17 protein-coding genes are annotated in these 18,800 nt (G+C 70.6%); 4 read left to right on the top strand and 13 right to left on the bottom strand.

Annotation, left to right across the window (positions count from 1 at the left end; all coding sequences use genetic code 11):
* Positions 1-9: 9 nt before the first annotated feature.
* Genes E1285_RS32950 through E1285_RS32970 form a run of 5 tightly spaced genes read right to left on the bottom strand, consistent with a single transcriptional unit; the run spans position 10 to position 4,825 of the window.
* The gene (locus E1285_RS32950; protein WP_132158489.1) at positions 10-1,326 is read right to left on the bottom strand and encodes an ABC transporter substrate-binding protein; all 1,317 of its coding nucleotides are present in this window, start codon (positions 1,324-1,326) and stop codon (positions 10-12) included.
* Between the two features lie 4 nt (positions 1,327-1,330).
* Positions 1,331-2,410, bottom strand: coding sequence for a branched-chain amino acid ABC transporter permease (locus tag E1285_RS32955; RefSeq protein WP_132158490.1), 1,080 nt, complete (start codon positions 2,408-2,410; stop codon positions 1,331-1,333).
* Positions 2,407-3,288 carry a branched-chain amino acid ABC transporter permease gene (locus tag E1285_RS32960; protein ID WP_132158491.1) on the bottom strand — a complete coding sequence of 294 codons (882 nt, stop codon included), beginning with the start codon at positions 3,286-3,288 and terminating at the stop codon, positions 2,407-2,409. The genes E1285_RS32955 and E1285_RS32960 overlap by 4 nt, the downstream gene beginning before the upstream one ends.
* 2 nt (positions 3,289-3,290) lie before the next feature.
* Entirely contained in the window at positions 3,291-4,055 is a 765-nt protein-coding gene (locus tag E1285_RS32965; RefSeq protein WP_132158492.1) for an ABC transporter ATP-binding protein, read from the bottom strand.
* Entirely contained in the window at positions 4,052-4,825 is a 774-nt protein-coding gene (locus E1285_RS32970; RefSeq protein ID WP_132158493.1) for an ABC transporter ATP-binding protein, read from the bottom strand. Before E1285_RS32970 ends, E1285_RS32965 begins: the two co-directional genes overlap by 4 nt.
* A 197-nt stretch (positions 4,826-5,022) precedes the next feature.
* Here E1285_RS32970 and E1285_RS32975 point away from each other — a divergent pair, with 197 nt between their 5' ends.
* The gene (locus E1285_RS32975; protein WP_132158494.1) at positions 5,023-6,411 is read left to right on the top strand and encodes a helix-turn-helix domain-containing protein; all 1,389 of its coding nucleotides are present in this window, start codon (positions 5,023-5,025) and stop codon (positions 6,409-6,411) included.
* Positions 6,398-7,924 carry a long-chain fatty acid--CoA ligase gene (locus E1285_RS32980; protein ID WP_132158495.1) on the top strand — a complete coding sequence of 509 codons (1,527 nt, stop codon included), beginning with the start codon at positions 6,398-6,400 and terminating at the stop codon, positions 7,922-7,924. Before E1285_RS32975 ends, E1285_RS32980 begins: the two co-directional genes overlap by 14 nt.
* Here the strand turns inward: E1285_RS32980 and E1285_RS32985 are convergent.
* Complete coding sequence (locus E1285_RS32985) at positions 7,919-8,584, bottom strand: dienelactone hydrolase family protein (protein WP_132158496.1); 666 nt, start codon at positions 8,582-8,584, stop codon at positions 7,919-7,921. The genes E1285_RS32980 and E1285_RS32985 overlap by 6 nt on opposite strands.
* Positions 8,585-8,740: 156 nt before the next feature.
* On the opposite strand from E1285_RS32985, the gene E1285_RS32990 reads away from it, so the two are divergent.
* On the top strand, positions 8,741-9,922 hold the full coding sequence (locus E1285_RS32990; RefSeq protein WP_132158497.1) for a cytochrome P450: 1,182 nt from the start codon (positions 8,741-8,743) through the stop codon (positions 9,920-9,922).
* Here the strand turns inward: E1285_RS32990 and E1285_RS32995 are convergent, their stop codons facing one another.
* The 7 genes from E1285_RS32995 to E1285_RS33025 form a co-directional block, all read right to left on the bottom strand.
* Complete coding sequence (locus E1285_RS32995; protein ID WP_132158498.1) at positions 9,923-10,723, bottom strand: SAM-dependent methyltransferase; 801 nt, start codon at positions 10,721-10,723, stop codon at positions 9,923-9,925.
* Between the two features lie 128 nt (positions 10,724-10,851).
* Positions 10,852-11,286, bottom strand: coding sequence for a hypothetical protein (locus tag E1285_RS33000; RefSeq protein ID WP_132158499.1), 435 nt, complete (start codon positions 11,284-11,286; stop codon positions 10,852-10,854).
* Between the two features lie 94 nt (positions 11,287-11,380).
* Positions 11,381-11,755, bottom strand: a complete 375-nt coding sequence (locus E1285_RS33005) for a PGPGW domain-containing protein (RefSeq protein ID WP_243723215.1) — start codon at positions 11,753-11,755, stop codon at positions 11,381-11,383.
* Between the two features lie 151 nt (positions 11,756-11,906).
* Positions 11,907-13,172: an extracellular solute-binding protein gene (locus tag E1285_RS33010; RefSeq protein ID WP_132158501.1), complete on the bottom strand. Its 1,266-nt coding sequence runs from the start codon at positions 13,170-13,172 to the stop codon at positions 11,907-11,909.
* The gene (locus tag E1285_RS33015; protein ID WP_132158502.1) at positions 13,169-15,961 is read right to left on the bottom strand and encodes an alpha-L-rhamnosidase; all 2,793 of its coding nucleotides are present in this window, start codon (positions 15,959-15,961) and stop codon (positions 13,169-13,171) included. The genes E1285_RS33010 and E1285_RS33015 overlap by 4 nt, the downstream gene beginning before the upstream one ends.
* Complete coding sequence (locus E1285_RS33020; protein ID WP_207946995.1) at positions 15,958-16,779, bottom strand: carbohydrate ABC transporter permease; 822 nt, start codon at positions 16,777-16,779, stop codon at positions 15,958-15,960. Before E1285_RS33020 ends, E1285_RS33015 begins: the two co-directional genes overlap by 4 nt.
* Positions 16,776-17,717, bottom strand: a complete 942-nt coding sequence (locus E1285_RS33025; RefSeq protein ID WP_132158503.1) for a sugar ABC transporter permease — start codon at positions 17,715-17,717, stop codon at positions 16,776-16,778. Before E1285_RS33025 ends, E1285_RS33020 begins: the two co-directional genes overlap by 4 nt.
* A gap of 98 nt (positions 17,718-17,815) precedes the next feature.
* Here E1285_RS33025 and E1285_RS33030 point away from each other — a divergent pair, with 98 nt between their 5' ends.
* Positions 17,816-18,703, top strand: a complete 888-nt coding sequence (locus tag E1285_RS33030; protein WP_132158504.1) for an AraC family transcriptional regulator — start codon at positions 17,816-17,818, stop codon at positions 18,701-18,703.
* The last annotated feature ends 97 nt before the right edge of the window (positions 18,704-18,800 follow it).

An 18,800-nucleotide genomic window follows, 5' to 3' on the forward strand; every position in this document is an offset into this window, starting at 1 on the left:
GGTGGGTGGTCACTCGCCTACTGGGCCGAACTCCTTGCGGGTGTCGATGACCTCGCCGGTCAGGGACCAGCGCTCGTCCTTGAACTCCATCATCTGCATCGACTCGATCGGGAAGCCGTCGCCCTCGCCGGTCTGCATGGTCACGCCGGGCAGCAGCATCGGGACCTCGACGTTGTTCAGGCTGCGCACCGAGTCGCGCAGGCCCTCGCGGGTCTTGCACTCGGCGGCGTCCATCGTCTTGTGGAAGCTGCTGGCCACCGCCCAGCCGAAGGCGTGGTACGGGACGGCCGGGTCGGCGTTCGGCGCGTACTGCTTCATCTTCTCCTTGTAGAGCTTCATCTCCGCGTCGTCGTTCCACTGCGGGTCGTTCGGGTCCTTGTAGTACGTGGAGGACACGACGCCCTGCACGTTCTCGAACCCGACCGGCTTGAGCACCGTGACGGACGCGGCGACGTTGTTCAGGATGTGCAGCGGGTTCCAGTCCGTGATCTTGGCGTCGGCGGCCAGGGCCTGGGAGCCGAACTTCGGCGTGGTGATGTTGAGGAACACGTCGGCGCCCGAACCGGCCAGGTCGCGCATCTGCGGCTCGACGCTGGGGTCGGTCACCTCGTAGCTCTTCTCCTGGACGATCTTGATCTTGCTGCCCTCGATCGCCTTCTTGAAGCCGCCCAGCAGGTCCTCGCCGAAGTCGTCGTTCTGGAACAGGACCGCGACCTTGGCCTCCGGCTTCTCCGTCTTCAGGTGCTGGGCGTAGACCCGCCCCTCGGAGACGTAGTTCGGCTGCCAGCCGATGGTCCACGGATGCTTGTCGTCGCTGCCGAACTTGGAGGCGCCGGTGGCCACGAAGATCTGCGGCACCTTCCGCTGGCTCGCGTAGTCCCAGGTCGCCGTCGTCGACGGCGTGCCGAGGGTCTGGAACAGCGCGAACACCTGCTCCTGCTCGACGAGCCTGCGCGCCTCCTCGACCGCCTTCGGCGGCTGGTAGCCGTCGTCGCGGACGACGAACTCCACCTTGCGGCCGTCGACCCCGTCCTTCTCGGCGTTGACGTAGTCGAAGTAGGCCTTGATGCCCTTCGGGATGTCGCCGTAGGCGGAGGCCGGGCCGGACAGCGGGTAGATGCCGCCGAGCTTCATCGAGGACTCGGTGAGGCCGGTCGTCTGCTGCCCCTCGCACTCACCGGAGGCGGTGCCGCCGCCGTCGTCGTCGCGCCCGCCGCAGGCCGCCGCGGTCGTCGCCGCCAGCAGCACGGCCGCCGACACCGCCGTCCCCCGCCGCAGCGCCCCACCGCTTCTCGGCGACCGTCCTCTTCCCGTTGATCGACGCATGCCCTTACCCCTTCCGGAGGATCCTGCTACTGAGGGTCTTGTTGAACCAGTGCGCGGCACGTGCGACCAGCCCGGCCAGCCCGGTCGGGGCGACGTACATCACCGCGATGATCAGCAGCCCGAAGATGACCCCCGGCGCCGCCTTGTTGATGTCCTGGGACAGGCTCGGCACGAACATCACGAACAGGCCGCCGAGCAGCGGGCCCCAGGCCGAACCGAGACCGCCGATCACCATCCCCGCCAGCAGCGTGATCGAGAGGTTCACAGTGAACGAGTCGGGCGAGACGAACCCGATCGTCCACGTGTAGAGGCAGCCCGCCGCGCCCGCGAACATCGCGCTCCAGGCGAACGCGAGCCGCTTGTAGGAGGCGGGCTTGACGCCCATGACCTCGGCCGCCGCCTCGTTGTCGCGGACGGCGTGCAGCGCCCGGCCGACCCGCGAGCGCAGCAGGAAGAACACCAGCGCGGACGCGAGGAGCGTCCCGGCCAGGGCGAGGAAGTACAGCCACTGGTCCGGCGCGAGCCCCGTCCACCCGGGTGGTGCGGGCTTCTCCAGCGTCAGGCCCATCGACCCGCCGGTCACCGACTCGAACCGCTTGAGCAGCGGGACGGTGAAGATCGCTATCGCGAGCGTGACCAGCGCCAGATACAGCCCGTGCAGCCGGGTCGCCGGAATCCCGAACGCCAGCCCGATCACGAACGCCAGCGCGGCCGCGAGCGGGAAGGTCAGCAGGTAGGGCAGTTCCCAGTGGAACATCATGATGGCCGTGCCGTACGCGCCGACCGCGAAGAACGCCCCGTGGCCCAGCGAGATCTGCCCGCCGTGGCCGACCAGCAGGTTCAGCCCGATCAGCGCGACCGCGTACACCATCACCATCGTGAGCTGGAAGACCCGGAACGGGACCAGCTGGAACGGCGCCGCCACCGCCAGCAGCAGGAACACGCCGAACAGGATCCGCAGCCGGTTGTGCACGGCGAACGCGATGATCCGTTCCCGTGGCGTCTCCGGCCCGGTCCGCCCCGGCTCGGCCGGCTCCGCCGCCTGCTCCCGCGTGGTCTGCGTGGCTTCCACGGACTCGCTCATGCTCTCTCCACCGCCGCTCGTCCGAACAGGCCTTGGGGGCGCAACAGCAGGACGCCGAGGATGATCGCCAGCGGTACGCCGATCTTCAGGTCGGAGCCGACGGCGTCCACGTACGACCCGGCGAGGGTCTCGGCGACGCCGACGATCAGTCCGCCGACCACGGCGCCGAGCGGGCTGTCGAAGCCGCCGAGGGTGGCGGCGGCGAACGCGTAGATCAGGACGCCGCCCATCATGTTGGGCTCCAGGAACAGCAGCGGCGCGACGAGGACGCCCGACACCGCGCCGACCATGGCGGCCAGGCCCCAGCCGAACGCCAGCATCCAGCCGACCCGGATGCCGACCAGCCGCGCCGAGTCGGGGTTGGTGGCCACCGCGCGCATCCCGAGGCCGACCTTGGTGTAGCGGAACAGCAGGTAGAGCAGGCCCATCACGCCGCCCACCACGGCGAGCACGCCGAGCGTGGAGTAGCCGAGGCTGACCCCGCCGGCGCGGAACGCGCCGGACGGGAACGGGTTGGGGAAGTCCTTGATCAGGAACGTCCAGATCCAGCCGGCCGCGGCGTTGACGAAGATGAACAGCCCCACGGTGACGATCACGAGGGTCAGCACGGGGGCGCCCTCCACCGGCCGGATGATCACCCGTTCGATCAGCATGCCGCCGGCGAACGAGATCGCCAGCGTGAGGACCAGCGCGAGCCAGAACGACATGCCGGCGTTGACGAACGTCCAGGCGATGTAGGTCGCGAACATGGCCAGCTCGCCCTGGGCGAAGTTGACGATGCCGGTGAACTGGTAGATCAGCACGAGCGCGAGGGCCAGGCTCGCGTAGATGGCGCCGGCGCCCAGCCCCGCGACGAACTGCTGCAGGAAGTCGGCCATGTCTAGATCCGGTATCCGAGGTAGGACTGGGCGACCTGTTCGTCGGCCCTGATCTCCGCCGCCGAGCCCGACAGCACGATCCGGCCGCTCTCCAGCACGTGCGCCTGCCCGGCGATGCCCAGGGCCAGATGTGCGTTCTGTTCCACGACGACCACGGTGGTCCGCTCCTCCTGGTTGATCGATTGGACGATGCCGAACAGCTCCCTGACCACCAGCGGCGCCAGGCCGAGGGACGGCTCGTCCAGCAGCAGGAGCCGGGGCCGCGACATCAGCGCCCGCCCGATCGCGAGCATCTGCTGCTCGCCGCCGCTTAGGCTGCCCGCCTCCTGTTTGAACCGCTCCTTCAGCACCGGGAAGTAGCCGTACACGCGGTCCATGTCGGCCTGGACCTCGGCCCGGTTCCGCCGCGCGTACGCGCCGAGCCGCAGGTTCTCCTCGACCGTCAGCGGCATGAACGTCCCGCGTCCCTCGGGGACGTGCGCCACCCCGCGCCGCGCCACGGCGTCCGGTGAGCGCGCCGGCAGCGGGATTCCGTCGAGGCGGACGGCGCCGCGCCCGCGGATCATTCCGCACAGCGCCCGCAGGAGGGTCGTCTTGCCCGCCCCGTTCGGCCCGAGGATCGCGCAGATGTCGCCCCTGCCGACCCGCAGGCTCACCCCGTGCAGGACGCGCACGTCGCCGTAGCCCGCGTGGAGGTCGTCCACCTCCAGGTAGCCCTGGTCGGCGCCCTCGGCCGCGGTCTCCGTCGCTTCCTTCGCCTCGCTCATGCGGCGGTCCCCAGGTAGGCCTCGATGACGGCGGGGTCGCGCTGGACCTCCTCGGGCGAGCCCTCGGCGATCTTCTTGCCGAAGTCCAGGCAGATGACCCGGTCGCAGGTGCCCATCACGAACCCCATGTGGTGCTCGACGACGATCACGGTCACGTCGAAGTCGTCGCGGATCGACTGGAGCCAGCCGGCGAACTCGTCGATCTCGCCGTGGCTGAGGCCGTTGACGGGCTCGTCCAGCAGGAGCAGCCGCGGTTTGGCGGCCAGCGCGCGGGCCAGCTCGACCCGTTTGAGGATGCCGAACGGCAGTCCCGCGGCGGGATGGTCGGCGACGCCGGCCAGGTCCAGCCGCTTGAGCAGCTCGTCGGCCTCGCCGCGCAGCCGCCGCTCCTCGCCGCGGACGGACGGCAGCCGCAGGCTCGCGCCGAGGAACCCGGCCCTGCCGTGGGGGTGCGCGCCGACCATGACGTTGTCCCGCACGGACATCAGCCGGAACAGCCCGAGGTTCTGGAACGTGCGGGCGATGCCGAGCCCGGCGATGGCGTGCGGGGGCACGGCGAGCAGGTCCCGCTTGTTCTGGGCGCCGTCCTCGTAGGTGACCGTGCCGCCGTCCGCGTTGTACCGGCGGGTCAGGCAGTTGAACAAGGTGGTCTTGCCGGCGCCGTTGGGGCCGATCAGGCCGACCATCTCGCCGCTCCGCACGGCGAAGCCGACACCCCCCAGCGCGGTGATGCCGCCGAAGCGGACGGTAAGATCGTGAACGTCCAGCATCCGGCCTCCTGAGCGCGGGCGGTCACCACAGAACGGTGTTCTGGTGCAGGGCCCTCACCGTAAAATCCGCCGCTCAGGACGCACATTGGGCACGGGAACCCAAGATGCGACCTGGGTATTGTCCGTGCCGCACAGCGTGCATCTCGGACATGTCACGGACCGTTGACGCTGGGGAGATAGCCAGCAATCATCCGGACATGTCCGCTGCATTCGGCACGGGAACGCTCAGCGGTACGGAGACGCTCCGTACCGAACGCTCACGAATACTCGCCGAACTGCTCGATGTCGTCGGCGAACTGGCGGACAAGGCCGTCGAGACCATGCGGCAGGAGATCCCCGCCTACGAGGCGAGGGGCGCCGAGTTCCTCGCCGACGTCCGCGAGCAGGTGGCCAAGCACTACCGCACCAAGCTCGCCGTGCTCCTCGAGGAACGCACGGTCACCTTCGAGGACATCGCCTTCACCCGCCGCGCGTCGATGCGCCGCGCCCAGGCCGGATTCGAACTGGCCGACTACATCAACGCGTTCCGCGTCGGCCAGCAGGTCTTCTGGGAGGCGGTCGTCGAGCACGCCGGCCGGTCGTACTCCGGGCACGAGGCGGCGCTGACGCTGGCGTCCCCGCTGATGCGGTACTGCGACTTCGCCAGCACGCACGCCGCCAACGCCTACGCCGAGTTCCAGCAGTACGCCGCCGCGGAGACCGTCCGGGAGAGCCGCGACCTCGTGGAGCTGCTGCTGGACGGGGATGCGCCCACCCGCGGGCCGCAGCTCGCGACCGCGCACGCGCACGGCCTGAACCCCGACACCCGCGCCCCGCTGGTGGTGGTGGCGGCCGTGCTGGTCGGGGCCGACATCAAGGCGGACGCCCGGCACGCCGCGTGCGCCGCGATCGCCCGGACCGGGATCACCAAGCACCGCACGCTCTCGATCGTCCGGCAGTCGGAGATCGTCGCCGTGCCCGCGCTCGGGCCCGGCGGCGACCCGGGGAAGCTGTGCGACCGGCTCCAGTCCGTCCAGGAGAACCTCCTCGCCGAGGGCATCGTGCTGGCGATGGGCATCAGCACGGTGGTCGAGGGGACGGGGCAGATCCCGCGCGCCTACCAGGAGGCGCGGGGGGTACTGGAGTTCCTGCCGGAGGACGGCGGCGTGGCGGCGCTGCCGCGGATCTCCCCGTTCGAGTACATGGCGCTGCGCGCCGACGACACCGCCCGGCACCTCGTCGACCCGCGGGTCGCGGAACTGCTGTCGGAGGATCGGATGCGCGGCGGGGTGCTGACCGCGACGATCCGGGCGTTCGCCGCCGCCGACCTCAACCTGCGCGCCGCCGCCGAGCAGCTGCAGATCCACCACAACACCGCCCAGTACCGGCTCCGCCGCATCCAGGAGCGGACCGGGCGCAACCTCCGGCACTTCACCGACCTGGTCGATCTGCTGGTCGCCATCGCCTTGCAGGACGTGCAGCCACCGGCCGCCCAGCCACCAGCCACCCGGCCACCGGCCACCAATCCCGGGCGGAAAAGACTGGTCTCCGCGACCAATGAGAGGGACGGGACCGCCGACGTACCGTCGGCCCATGAACCTCGCTGAGCGGCTCCGGGCCGCCGCCGAACGGCTCGGCGGGCGGACGGTTCTCACGCTTGACCGGGAGGGGCTCAGCTATCGCGCGCTGGAGCTGATGAGCGCGCGGATGGGTGTGCTGCTGCGGCGGCGGGGGATCCGGCCGGGCGACCGTGTCGCGGTGATGCTCCCGAACGTCCCGGAATTCGCCGTCGTCTACTACGGCGCGCTGCGCATCGGGGCGGTGGTCGTCCCGCTCGACCCGCTGCTCAAGCGCCGGGAGATCTCCGCGTACCTCGACGACAGCGGGGCCCGGCTGGTGATCGCCTGGCACGCCTACGCGGAGACCGTCGAGGCGGGGACGGCCGACTCGCGCACCGACTACATGTTCGTGGTACCGGGCGAGTTCCGTCGGCTGCTGCGCACGATGCCGCCCGAGCACGACATCGGCCAGCGGGCGGCCGACGACACCGCCGTGATCCTCTACAGCGCCGGGACGACGGGGCGGGCCAAGGGGATCGAGCTGACCCACGCCAACCTCCGCGGGAACGCCGCGACGGTGGCGCGGATGCTCGCGCTCGGGGTGGACGACGTCGTCCTCGGCGCGCTGCCGCTGTACCACGCGTTCGGCCAGACGTGCGCGCTCAACGCCACCATCCACGCGGGCGGGCACCTCACGCTGCTCCCCCGGTTCGACGCGGTCCGCGTCCTGGAGATCATCCGGCGGGACGGCGTGACGGTGTTCCAGGGCGTCCCGGCGATGTACATCGCGCTGCTCGACCAGCCGGGCGTGTCCGACCTGTCGCTGCTGCGGATCTGCGTGTCCGGCGGCGCGGCGATGCCGCTGGACGTGCTGCGCGAGTACGAGACCCGGTACGGCTGCCCGATCATCGAGGGCTACGGGCTGAGCGAGACGTCCCCGCTGTCGGCGTCCAACCGGGGCGGCAGCGGCCGCCGGCAGGGGTCGATCGGGCGGCCCGTCCGGGAGGTGGAGATGCGGGTGGTCGGCGACGACGGCCGGGAGCTGCCGTGCGGCGAGATCGGGGAGATCATCGTGCGCGGGCCCAACGTGATGAAGGGCTACTGGAACAACCCGGAGGCCACCGCGGACGCGGTCCGCGACGGCTGGTTCCACACCGGCGACCTCGGCCGGGTCGACGACGACGGATTCTTCTTCCTGGTCGACCGGCGCCGCGACGTGATCATCCGGGCGGGCTACACGGTGTACCCGCGGGAGGTCGAGGAGGTCCTGTACGAGCATCCCGCGGTGCGCCAGGCCGCCGTCGTCGGCTTCCCGCATCCGGAGGTCGGCGAGGAGATCGCGGCGGCGGTGGCGCTGCGGGCCCCGGCGAGCGCGGACGAGCTGCGCCTGTGGGTCAGGGAACGCGTCGCCGTCTACAAGTACCCGCGGCGGATCTGGTTCGTGGACGAGATGCCGACCAGCCCGACCGGCAAGATCCTCAAACGGGCGCTCCCGCTCCCCCCGGCGCTCACCGGCCGGCCGGACGGCCACCTCACCCGCGGGGCCGGTCCGCGGTCATGACACCGTGGCGTGCTGCGTCAGGTAGCGGTCGAACCAGCGGGCGGCCATGGCCGTCACCTGCTCGAGCGTGCCGGGCTCCTCGAACAGGTGCGAGGCGCGCGGGACGACCTCCAGCCTGTGCTCGGCGGCGCGCATCCGTCCGGCCGCGTCGTCGTTCAGCCGCAGCACCTGCGGGTCCCGTGCCCCGACGATCAGGAGCACCGGCGCGGTGACGCGTTCGAGGGCGTCCCCGGCCAGGTCCGGGCGCCCTCCGCGCGACACGACCGCGCCGACGCGTCCGGGCCGCTGCGCCGCCGCGGCGAGGGCGGCCGCCGCCCCGGTGCTCGCCCCGAACAGCCCGATCGGGTAGCCGGCCGTCGGCGGCGCGGCGGTGAGCCAGTCGATCGCCCCGGCCAGCCGGCGGGTCAGCAGGCCGATGTCGAAGCGCAGTTCGCCGGTGACGGCGTCGGTCTCGTCCTCGCGTGCGGTGAGGAGGTCGATCAGCAGGGTGCCGATCCCCGCGTCGTTGAGGCCGGTCGCGACGGCCCGGTTCCGCGGGCTGTGCCGGGAGCTTCCGCTGCCGTGGGCGAACAGCACCACGCCGCCCGGCTCGTCCGGGAGGGCCAGATCGCCCGGCAGCGCCGCATCTTCAAGGTCGATGGTGACGTCGGCGATGTTCATACCGCGGGGGCTACCCCCTGGACCGGCCCCCATGCGGCTCGCGCGGCCGCCGTGGTCGTGCCGGGCGCTGGCCGCTACCGGTCGCTTGACGATCATGGTGTGGCGTTCGGGAACGAGTCAGGAGAAGGTGGTCATCCAGCCGATAGGGAGGCCGAAGTGGGCGTGGCGTTCAATCCCTACGATTTCCTCCAGGTCGACGCGGACCCGTACCCGGTGTACGCGCGGCTGCGCGAGGAGGCCCCGCTCTACCGGAACGAGGAGCTGGACTTCTGGGCGCTGTCCCGCCACGCCGACGTGGTCGCCGCGTTCCGCGACGCCGCCCGGTTCTCCAGCGCCAACGGGCCGCTGCTGGAACAGCGGGCCTGGGGTCCGCAGGCCCGCAAGGCGATGTCGTTCATCGCGATGGACCCGCCCGAGCACACCCGGATGCGCCGGCTGGTGTCCCGCGCGTTCACGCCCCGGCGGATCGCGGAGCTGGAGCCCGGCATCCGGGCGATCGCCCGGCGCCATGTCGAGGCGGCGCTGGAACGCGGCGAGTTCGACCTGGTCACCGACATCGCCGCGCCGGTGCCCACCGACGTCATCTCCGAACTGGTCGGCGTCCCCGAGGCGGACCGGCCCGAGCTGCGCCGGCTGGCGGACGCGGCGCTGCACCGCGAGCCGGGGACGCAGGAGATCAGCCAGGAAGGCGCGACCGCGCTCCTGGAACTGGTCGGGCATTTCGCCGAAATCGTGGCGGACCGGCACGGGCAGCGCCGCGACGACCTGGCCTCCGCGCTGCTCGACGCCGCCGTGGACGAGGACCCGCTGACCGACGACGAGATCATCGCGTTCCTGCACCTGCTGGTCGGCGCGGGGAACGAGACGACCACCAACCTCCTCGGCAACGCCTTCTACTGGGCGTGGCGGCACCCCGAGCAGCGCGCGAAGGCGTTCGACGGGCAGACCGCCGCATGGGTCGAGGAGACCCTGCGCTACGACTCCCCCGCACCGACCCAGCTGCGGACCCTCACCGAGGACGTCGAACTGCACGGGACGCGGCTGCCCGCCGGCAGCCGGATGATGATGCTCCCCGGCGCGGCGAACCGGGACCCGCGGGTCTTCGACCGGCCCGAGGAATACGACCTGGACCGGGACACCGGCGAGATGGCGAGTTTCGGCAGCGGCCCGCATTTCTGCCTGGGTGCGGCGCTGGCCCGGCTGGAGGCGCGGATCGTCCTGGAGGAGGTCGTGGACCGGGTCGCCGACTACGATCTGGACCCGACCGCCGGACGGCGCCGCCAGTCCATCTACATCCGCGGCTTCGCGTCCCTTCCGATGGCGGTCACGACCCGCTGATCAGGGCTTGCGCGCCACCGCTCCGAGCCAGGTGTCGCGGAGATCGTCCCGGATGACCGAGAGATTTGGCGCGGCCCATTCCGAGATGCACGCGAGGCCCGGCTCGTGTCTGTCCAGGCCGTCCAGGAACCGTTCGATGTCGGGGACGTTCCTCGGATGCATGGGGGCGTTGCTCTTCGCGAACACGTCCATTCCCGTCCGGTTGTCGTCCGGCCGCGTCCGGCGCACCTCCTCATCGGTTATATGGGAGATGACCAGATGGCTTCCCGGGCACATCGCCTCGGTGAGGACCCTGATCGACCGGTGCGGATCATCGGCGTCAGGAACGAAATGCAGGACGGCCGTGACGAGCACGCACAGCGGCTCGTCGAAATCGATCAGACGGCGGGTCTCGGGATGGGCGAGGATCTCCTCCGGACGCCGCAGATCCTCCTCGACGACCGCGACCGTGCCGGGATCGTCCGCCAGCAGCGCGCGGGCATGGGCGCACACGTTCGGGTCGTTGTCGACGTACACCACGTGCGAGCCGGGCGCCTGCCGGTGGGCGATCTGGTGGACGTTGTCCATGGTGGGCAGGCCGGTCCCGACATCGAGGAACTGGCGGATCCCGTACCCGGCCACGAGCCGCACGGCCCGTCCGATGAACTCCCGGTGCTGGCGCGCGTACAGGGGCGCCAGCGGCTCCACCTCGGTCAGCCGGTCGGCGGCGTCCCGGTCGGCGGCGAAGTTGTCCTTGCCGCCGAGCATCGCGTCATAGATCCGGGCGATATTGGGGACGCTGGTATCGAAATTCGGTGGCATGGGATTCTCCCGCAGATGCGCCAGGGGACGCAACGATATCCGCTCTCCCCGGCGGGCGCCTTCGCATCCGGCGGCATGCGGCGCATGCGGCCGGATGCGGTCTTCCGGCACCGTCACCACCCGTGAAGTCACGGGTAAGGGACCGGTTCGCTCTCCCGGTCCCGGGTCCGCGCGACCGTGAAGAATCCGATCAGCGCCGCGAGCGCCGCGACCCCCTCGCCCGCGAGGCTGATCGTCTTGTCCATGTACCACGACGGGTCGTACATGTTCTGCAGCGGGCCCAGCTGCCCGACATCGACGAAGTAGTAGAGGACGACGGCCCCGGCGGCGCTCGCGGCGACCAGGAACGCGATCGCGTACGTCCACCTGCGCGCCCACACCAGGACGAGCAGGCCCGCCGCCGCGGCCGCGATGGCCTGGCCGTAGAACAGCGTGTCCCCCGGAATGGTGTCGGTGGGGGTGTTGGGTCCCGGCGCCATGTCAGGCGCGAAACGCCAGTGGATGATGGCGTCCGCCGCGAGTCCCGCGGCGACGAGTAGTCGAAGAACAATGCCCATACCCATGGCACGGTCATACCCCGCCGCCCGGATCAATTCCGCCGGACAAAAATTCAGTCGGGACAGAGTTCAGCCGGGACGGAGTCCAGCCGGACGAAGATCAGCCGGGCCGCCGCGCCCTGACGCGCCGATGGCTCCAGAACAGAAGCGCGTACAGGATGATCCCGGACAAGATGAGCCCCAGCCCGGTGCTCCACCCGCTGAGCGGCAGCCTCGGCTCGACGATCCACAGCACCCCCGCGCCGAACAGCGCCAGCCCCGTCAGCACCGAGCCGGTGAGGCGCCACCACGAGGTCACGCTCTCCTCCGCCGCCTGCACGGCCCGCACCCGGACGGGCTCGACGAACCGTTCCACGGACGGGATCGCGCGGGAGAGGATGAGCAGCCCCGACAGCACCAGCAGCATTCCCGGCCCCGGCAGCACGAGCAGCGCGATACCGGCCAGCAGAACGGCACCGCCTACGACAGCCAGCACACCGCGCCTGGCATGACTCCCGTACCCCATGCTCCCCCTCCGTTCAACGGCCCACCCACCCGCACAGCGTCAACGTTAGTGAAGCCGTGCGGGTGCCCAGTAGATCTTGTGAGGAGAAGTGGCGCCAGGCCCGTACCCGGCGACCGGAAAGTCAGTCGTCCTGATAGGCCGCGTCCATCTGCTTCAGGACGGAGGCAGGGTCGGCGTCACCGGCGAACATCTCCTGGACGCCCGTGAAGTGGGCCTGTTGCACCTTGGGGTTGGGCCACCGCTGGTCCATGAAGGGGACGGTCTTGTCGGCCTTCTGGAAGTCGACGAGCGGCTTGAGCGCGGGGTCGGGCTTGTGCTGGTCGTTGGGGAAGCTCGGCAGGTTGCCGGTGGCCTCCGCGTACAGGTTCATGGCCTGCGGCGTGGCCAGGAAGTCGATGAACTCGGAGGCCAGGCCGGGGTTCTCGGCCTTGGCGTTCAGCGCGAACGCGCCGCCCGCGGCGCCCGGCATGCGGGTCTCGTCCGGGTCGTCGGTGGCGGGGACGGGGAACAGTCCGAACGCGGTGCCCTCCGGCGCCTCCGACTTGAGCTGGTTGAGCGTGGACGTCACCTGGATCGCGGCTACCGCGTCGCCCTTGGCCAGCTGCGAGACCGAGGTTTCGAACGAGGTGCCGAGCGGGTCCTTGGAGAAGCAGCCTCGCTCGTTCATCTCCAGGTACTTGTCCATCGCCGCCTTCCAGCCGGATCCGGCGAAGGTGGCGGACCCGGCCTTCATCTTCTGATCGAAGTCGGGGTTCGAGGCGTACACGGTGGTGGGGACGAGGGCGTAGTCCACGAGCTGAGTGACCCAGTCGGTCTGGTTGCCGAGCGCAAAGGCGACCTTGCCCTCGGCCTTGGCGGCGTCGCAGAAGGAGAGAAGCTGCTTCCAGGTGGCCGGGATCTCGGCGCCGACCTCGTCCAGGGCCTTCTTGTTGTACAGCGCGCCGATGCCCACGAAGGTCAGCGGGACGATGTACGTCTTGCCGCCTACCTGGGTGACGGGCTTGATGCCGGGAGGGATCTCGGACGTCCACGAACGTGTGGACAGGTCGGCGAGGTATCCGGTGGGGGCCAGCACCTCGATCGCGCCGGGGTTGCCGTTGCCCGGCCAGGCGAAGAAGACGTCGGGCGCGGTGCCGGACGACAGCTGGGTGCGCAGCGTCCCCTGGTACTGGTCGGTGTCGGCGTAGGCGGTGGTGATCTCGACGCCGGGGTTCTCCTGCTTGAACGCCTTGATGACGGCTTCGGTCCCGGCGCGGTCGGTGGCGACGGCGGAGACCCGCAGGCCGCCGTCCGCGGAGGACGCGCCGGTGCCGCTGCTGCAGGCGGTGGCGGTGAGCGTGACGGCCGACAGGGTCAGTGCGAGGGGGATTCGGGCGGTCGATGTCATGGCTGTCTTCCTGGAGGGGTGGGTTGGATGCCGCCCTGAAGGCGGGGCGGGGCTGCGGTGAACCGGTAGTGGCCGGAGCCGAGCCGGACGGTCAGCGAGCCCGTGCCGGGTGACGCCGTGCTGGCTGACGCCGTGCCGGGTGACGCCGTGAAGGTTGCGGTGATCTCGATGCCGGGCGCCCCGGTGAGCGGCCGGCCGTTCTCGAGCACTCCCTCGGGGTCGCCGGTGGGGATGACGAGGGTGGCCTCGGGGCCCGGCGGGATGATGACGTCCAGGACGAGCACGCCGTCCTCCAGCGTCCAGCCGCAGAGCACGGTGCCCCGCGGGGTCACCTGGCGGGCGCGGGCCCAGGTGAGGCGGCCGCCGACGGCGGGTTCGAGCAGCAGATCCCGGTAGGCGACGGAGCCGGCGGCCTGGCCGATGCCGGCCACGCCGCCGTAGAGCCAGTCGCCGACCGAGCCGAGGCTGTAGTGGTTGAAGGAGTTCATCGCGGGCGACTGGAAGCCGCGTTCCCGCGTCCATCCGTCCCAGCGCTCCCAGATCGTGGTGGCGCCCTGCCGGATCGAGTACGCCCACGACGGACAGGTGTCCTGGTGCAGCAGGTGATAGGCGAGTTCGGCGTGCCCGTGGGCGGTCAGCACCGGGCACAGCAGCGCGACCCCGACGAACCCGGTGGTCAGATGCCGGTCGCGGGCCTCGATGTCGGCGACCAGCCGGTCCACGGCCGCGGGGACGGCCTGGCCGGGCAGCAGGTCGAACGCGAGGGCGAGCAGGTAGCCGGTCTGGGTCTCGCCCGCCACGCGGCCCTCACCGGCGTCCACGAAGGCGTCGATGAACGCTCCCCGGACGGCGGTGTGAAGCGCGCCGTACTCCTTGGCGTCGTCATCGTGGCCGAGTACGCCGGCGGTCGCGGCGACGATTTCGGCGCTGCGCGCGAAGTAGGCGGTGGCCAGCAGGTCGCGGCGGGTCTCGACCCCGATCTGGAGCCAGTCGCCGTAGTGGTTGCCGACCGCCGTCCGCCACAGCAGGCCGGGGTTGTTCCGGTGGACGTGATCGACCCACGCCTTCATCGCGGGATAGGACCGTTCGAGGACGCGCCGGTCGCCGTACAGGCGGTACAGCTGCCAGGGAATGATCACTCCTCCGTCCCCCCAAGCCGGGGCGCCCTCACGGTCCAGGCACAGCTCGGGGACGACGTCGGGAAACGCTCCATCGGGGTGCTGCGCGTCCACGACATCGCGCATCCAGCGGGCGAAGAACGCGCCCACGTCGGCGTTGCGGCAGGCCGTGGGGAGGAAGACCTGGGCGTCTGCGAGCCAGCCGAGCCGCTCGTCCCGCTGCGGGCAGTCGGTGGGGATCGAGACGAAGTTGCCGCGCTGGCCCCATCGGATGTTCGCCTGAAGCCGCGTGACCGTGGCGTCCGAGCACTCGAACTCGCCGGTCCAGGGGAGGTCGCTGCCCAGGACGCGGCCGGTGACGTCCTTGGGCCGCAGGTCACCGGGGTAGCCGGTCACCTCGACGTAGCGGAAGCCGTGGAAGGTGAAACGGGGCTCGAAGGTCTCCACCGGCTCACCGGACGTGATGTAGACGTCGGTGGCCTCGGCGGTGCGCAGATTGTCCAGGTAGAGCTCGTCGCCGGCGAGCATCTCGGCGTGCCGCAGCCGGATCCTCCGGCCGCGCCCGGCCCCCCGGACGGTCAGGCGCACGCGGCCGACCATGTTCTGCCCGAGATCGACGATGAACCGGTCGCCGCGCCGCCGTACCGACCTCGCGGGGAGTTCCTCCAGGACGCGGACCGGTGGGTCCGAGGCCGCTTCGAGGACGCCGGTGGAGGTGTCCGCGACGGCGACGGCCGTCCAGCCGGTGTCGTCGTAGCCGGGACGGTCCCACCCGGGCAGCTCCTGGCGGGCGTCGACGTACTCGCCCATGAGCATGTCGGAGTATTGGACGGGGCCCGCGTGTTCGCGCCAGCCGCCGTCCGACAGCACCCAGCGGCGCGCCCCGTCCGCGAAGTCCAGCAGCAGCTGGACGATGAGCTGGGGGGCGTCGCCGTAGTGCATCGCCTGCCGGCGGGAGTCGAAACCGACGAAGCCGCTCCACCAGCCATCGGCCAGGACGGCGCCCAGGACGTTGTCGCCGTCGTTGAGCAGATGGCCGACGTCGTAGGTCTGGTACTGGACGCGCCGCGCGTACTCCGTCCAGCCGGGCGCGAGTTCGGCGTCGCCGACGCGGTGGCCGTTGAGCCGCAGCTCGTAGAGGCCGCGCGCACTCACGTACGCCCTGGCTCGTACGGGCCGCCCGCCGTCCAGGACGAACGGTCCGCGCAGGTGGGCGCAGGGTCGCAGGTGACGCGTGCGGTCGGTGCGGTCGGTCCCGCGGGGAGGCTCCATGACCGGCGCCGACGCGGGATCGCGGGCGATCCACACGGCCTGCCAGTCGTCGTCGTGTAGCAGCCCCGTCTCGAACCAGGAATCGGCTCGTCCGCTCTGCCGCCCTTCGACGTCCCAGACGGTGACGCGCCAGTGGTAGCGCGTGGACGACTGCAACGGCGGCCCGTCGTAGGGGATCAGCACGCCGTCCGGTGCCGGCCGGCGCCCGCTGTCCCAGATGAGACGGCCGGTGTCCAGGTCGGTTTCGCTGAGGGCGACGGCGAGGCGATAGGCGCTCTGGGCGTCGCCGCGCCGGGCCGAGCGGAGCTTCCACGACAGCCGGGGACGCTGTTCGTCCAGCCCGAGAGGACGGTCGAGCATCTCGCAGGTCAGCCCGTAGGGCGTCAGCCCTTCGCTCATCCCTTCAGCCCTCCAGCGAATCCCTTGATGATGTGCCGCTGCATCACGAAATAGACGGCCAGGATCGGCAGCATCGCCAGGACGAGCCCGGCGAACACCAGGTTCCATTGCGAGACGTACTGGCCGAGGAATCCGAAAACGGCCACCGGAATCGTCTGCTGGTCACCGCCGCTCAGGTACAGGAAGGGGGTGAGGAAGTCGTTCCAGATGAAGATCGCGTTCAGGATGATGACCGTTCCGGTGATGGGTCTCAGGAGAGGGAAGACCACACGCCAGAAGACCTGGAAGGGGGTTCCGCCGTCGATGAGTGCCGCCTCCTCGTAATCACGTGGGACGGCCCGCAGGAACCCGACGTACAAGAACGTCGCGAAGGGAATCTGAAGGCCGCTGTAGAAAAGGATGAGGGACCAGAGTGTGCCCAGCAGATGAAGGTCGCGGATGGTCTGGTAAAGCGGCAGAAGGGAGAGTTGGAACGGCAGCAGCAGCCCGAGCATCACCAGCAGGAAGAACCACCGCGACCAGCGCGCGGTCACCCGGGCCAGCGGATACGCCGCCATCGCCGACACGACCACGATGAACGCCACGCTCAGCGCGGTCACGACGATGCTGTTGACGATCGCGCCGCCCAGCCCGGCCTCCCGCCAGGCGTCCGCGTAGTTGCCCAGCGTCGGAGACGTCGTCGGGGCGATCACCGAACGGCCGTCCTTGGGGTCCCGCAGCGACAGATTCACCAGCACGTACAGCGGGAACACCATGACGACGGCGACCGCCACCATCACGATCTCGCGCAGGAATGTGAGCGCCGTGTACCGGTTCACCGGGTCGTCCTCTCCTGCCGGCGCAGCAGCCCGTACTGGCCGCTGGAGATGACCGCGACGAACACCGTGAGGACGATCGCGATGGCGACGCTGTATCCGTACTCGTTGAATTGGAAGGCGTTCTTGTAAAGGAGTGTGGAAAGGGTCTCGGTCGCGTTGCCCGGCCCGCCGGACGTCATCACCCACACCTGGTCGAACAGCTTCAGCCCGCCGATGATCGACAGCATGAGGTTGATGGTCGTCGCGGGCGCCAGCAGCGGGAGGACGACGCTGCGGAAACGCCGCCACGGCCCGGCCCCGTCCACCGCGGCCGCCTCGTGGACCTCGTTCGGTATGGCCTGGAGCCCGGCCAGGAAGATGACCATCGAATAGCCGGAGAACTGCCAGATGATCACCCCGATGACGCTGGCGAGCGCGAGGTCGGGGTCCCCCAGCCAGTTCTGCCGCAGCCCGTCCAGCCCGACGGCGCCGAACAGGCTGTTCAACGCCCCCTCGGGCGCCAGCATGTACTTCCACAGCGCGGCCGTGACGACCGGCGTCATCACCGCGGGCGCGAACAGCAGGACGCGCAGCACGAACCGGCTCTTGATCACGCTGTGGACGCCCAGCGCCAGCAGCAGCCCGATCGCGTTCTGGATGATCGTGACGGCCACCGCGATGATCAGCGTCTGCCGGAGCGCGCCCCGCGCGGCGGGGTCCTCCAGCATCCGCTGGAAGTTGTCCAGGCCGACGAAGTGCCTCGTCGGGCTCAGCCCGTCCCAGTCGGTGAAGGCCAGCCCGGCGCCCTGGACGCTCGGCACGAGCACGACGAACGCGTACAGGGCCAGCGCGGGCAGCAGGAACCACCCCGGCGGCCGTCCCATCCGGCGCGGTCTTCGCGCCGCCGCGGGCCGCCGCCGGGACGCGAGACCACCGGCGGCCCCAAGACGCTCGTTCATGGGAGGGATCGTGCGCCCGCGCCCACCTGCCTCGATAGCCCGATATGGACATGCGTTAGCACAAAACGCACCTCGGCGATCACGCTAGGGTGCGCGGCATGGACCCGCCCCAGATCGGCACGGCCAAACGGCTCCTGTACTTCACCCACGGGTCCCCGGCCTATGCCGGGCACTACATCCACGATGGCGACAGCACCGTCCACACGCACAGCTTCGTGGAGATCGCCGTCGTCACCGGCGGCCAGGGCGTCCACCGTTCCCTGGACGGAAGACGAAGACTGCAGGTGGGAGAGGCGATCCTGCTCCGTCCCGGCGTCTGGCACGGCTACGAGGACTGCGTCGGCCTCGACGTGTTCAACTGCTGCTTCAGTACCGAACTGCTCCAGCACGAGCTGGCCTGGACCCGCGAGGACCCCCTCCTCGGATACCTCCTGTGGACCGGCCCCAACTCGATGCAGCGGCGCGGAATGCTGATCACACGCCTCGACTCACAAGCGCTCAAGGCGTCCGTCGTTCACCTCGACGCCCTGGACCGCCTCTGCCGGACCCCCGTCGAAGGGCACCGCGGCGACATCATCGGCCACCTCACGCTGTTCATCAGCCGGCTCGCGCGGGCCGTGTCCGCCCAGCACGCCGCCACCGGCCCGACGCATCCCGCCGTCGTCCGGGCCATGCGGCTCCTTGAGGCGCGCCCGGCCCACCGGTGGACGCTGACGGAACTGGCCGGCCAGCTCCACCTGACGCCCGGCTACCTCGTCCGCCTCTTCAAATCGGCGACCGGCCTGCCACCGATGACCTACCTGGCGAGGCACCGCGTCGAGAAGGCCGCCGCGCTCCTCCTCCACACCGACCAGTCGATAACGCAGATCGGCCGAGCGGTCGGATGGGCGGACCAGAACTATTTCGCCCGCCGTTTCAAGGCCCACTACGGCCTGCCCGCCTCCACCTACCGCCACCGCTTCACCCACAACACCGTCCGCCTCTGACCCGCGCCGCCGCACGGCCAGGGCGCGGGCGACGTCACGCGAGACGAGCGGGGCACCGTCGGACGGCGCCGGGAAAGGGGCGGCCCCGCCCCGGGGC

This window comes from Actinomadura sp. 7K507 (assembly GCF_004348425.1).
Lineage (GTDB): Bacteria > Actinomycetota > Actinomycetes > Streptosporangiales > Streptosporangiaceae > Spirillospora.

Coding starts and splice junctions, on each gene's coding strand:
- E1285_RS32950 (WP_132158489.1), bottom strand. CDS start 1,326: ATGCGTCGATCAACGGGAAGAGGACGGTCGCCGAGAAGCGGTGGGGCG.
- E1285_RS32955 (WP_132158490.1), bottom strand. CDS start 2,410: ATGAGCGAGTCCGTGGAAGCCACGCAGACCACGCGGGAGCAGGCGGCG.
- E1285_RS32960 (WP_132158491.1), bottom strand. CDS start 3,288: ATGGCCGACTTCCTGCAGCAGTTCGTCGCGGGGCTGGGCGCCGGCGCC.
- E1285_RS32965 (WP_132158492.1), bottom strand. CDS start 4,055: ATGAGCGAGGCGAAGGAAGCGACGGAGACCGCGGCCGAGGGCGCCGAC.
- E1285_RS32970 (WP_132158493.1), bottom strand. CDS start 4,825: ATGCTGGACGTTCACGATCTTACCGTCCGCTTCGGCGGCATCACCGCG.
- E1285_RS32975 (WP_132158494.1), top strand. CDS start 5,023: ATGTCCGCTGCATTCGGCACGGGAACGCTCAGCGGTACGGAGACGCTC.
- E1285_RS32980 (WP_132158495.1), top strand. CDS start 6,398: ATGAACCTCGCTGAGCGGCTCCGGGCCGCCGCCGAACGGCTCGGCGGG.
- E1285_RS32985 (WP_132158496.1), bottom strand. CDS start 8,584: ATGAACATCGCCGACGTCACCATCGACCTTGAAGATGCGGCGCTGCCG.
- E1285_RS32995 (WP_132158498.1), bottom strand. CDS start 10,723: ATGCCACCGAATTTCGATACCAGCGTCCCCAATATCGCCCGGATCTAT.
- E1285_RS33000 (WP_132158499.1), bottom strand. CDS start 11,286: ATGGGTATGGGCATTGTTCTTCGACTACTCGTCGCCGCGGGACTCGCG.
- E1285_RS33010 (WP_132158501.1), bottom strand. CDS start 13,172: ATGACATCGACCGCCCGAATCCCCCTCGCACTGACCCTGTCGGCCGTC.
- E1285_RS33015 (WP_132158502.1), bottom strand. CDS start 15,961: ATGAGCGAAGGGCTGACGCCCTACGGGCTGACCTGCGAGATGCTCGAC.
- E1285_RS33025 (WP_132158503.1), bottom strand. CDS start 17,717: ATGAACGAGCGTCTTGGGGCCGCCGGTGGTCTCGCGTCCCGGCGGCGG.
- E1285_RS33030 (WP_132158504.1), top strand. CDS start 17,816: ATGGACCCGCCCCAGATCGGCACGGCCAAACGGCTCCTGTACTTCACC.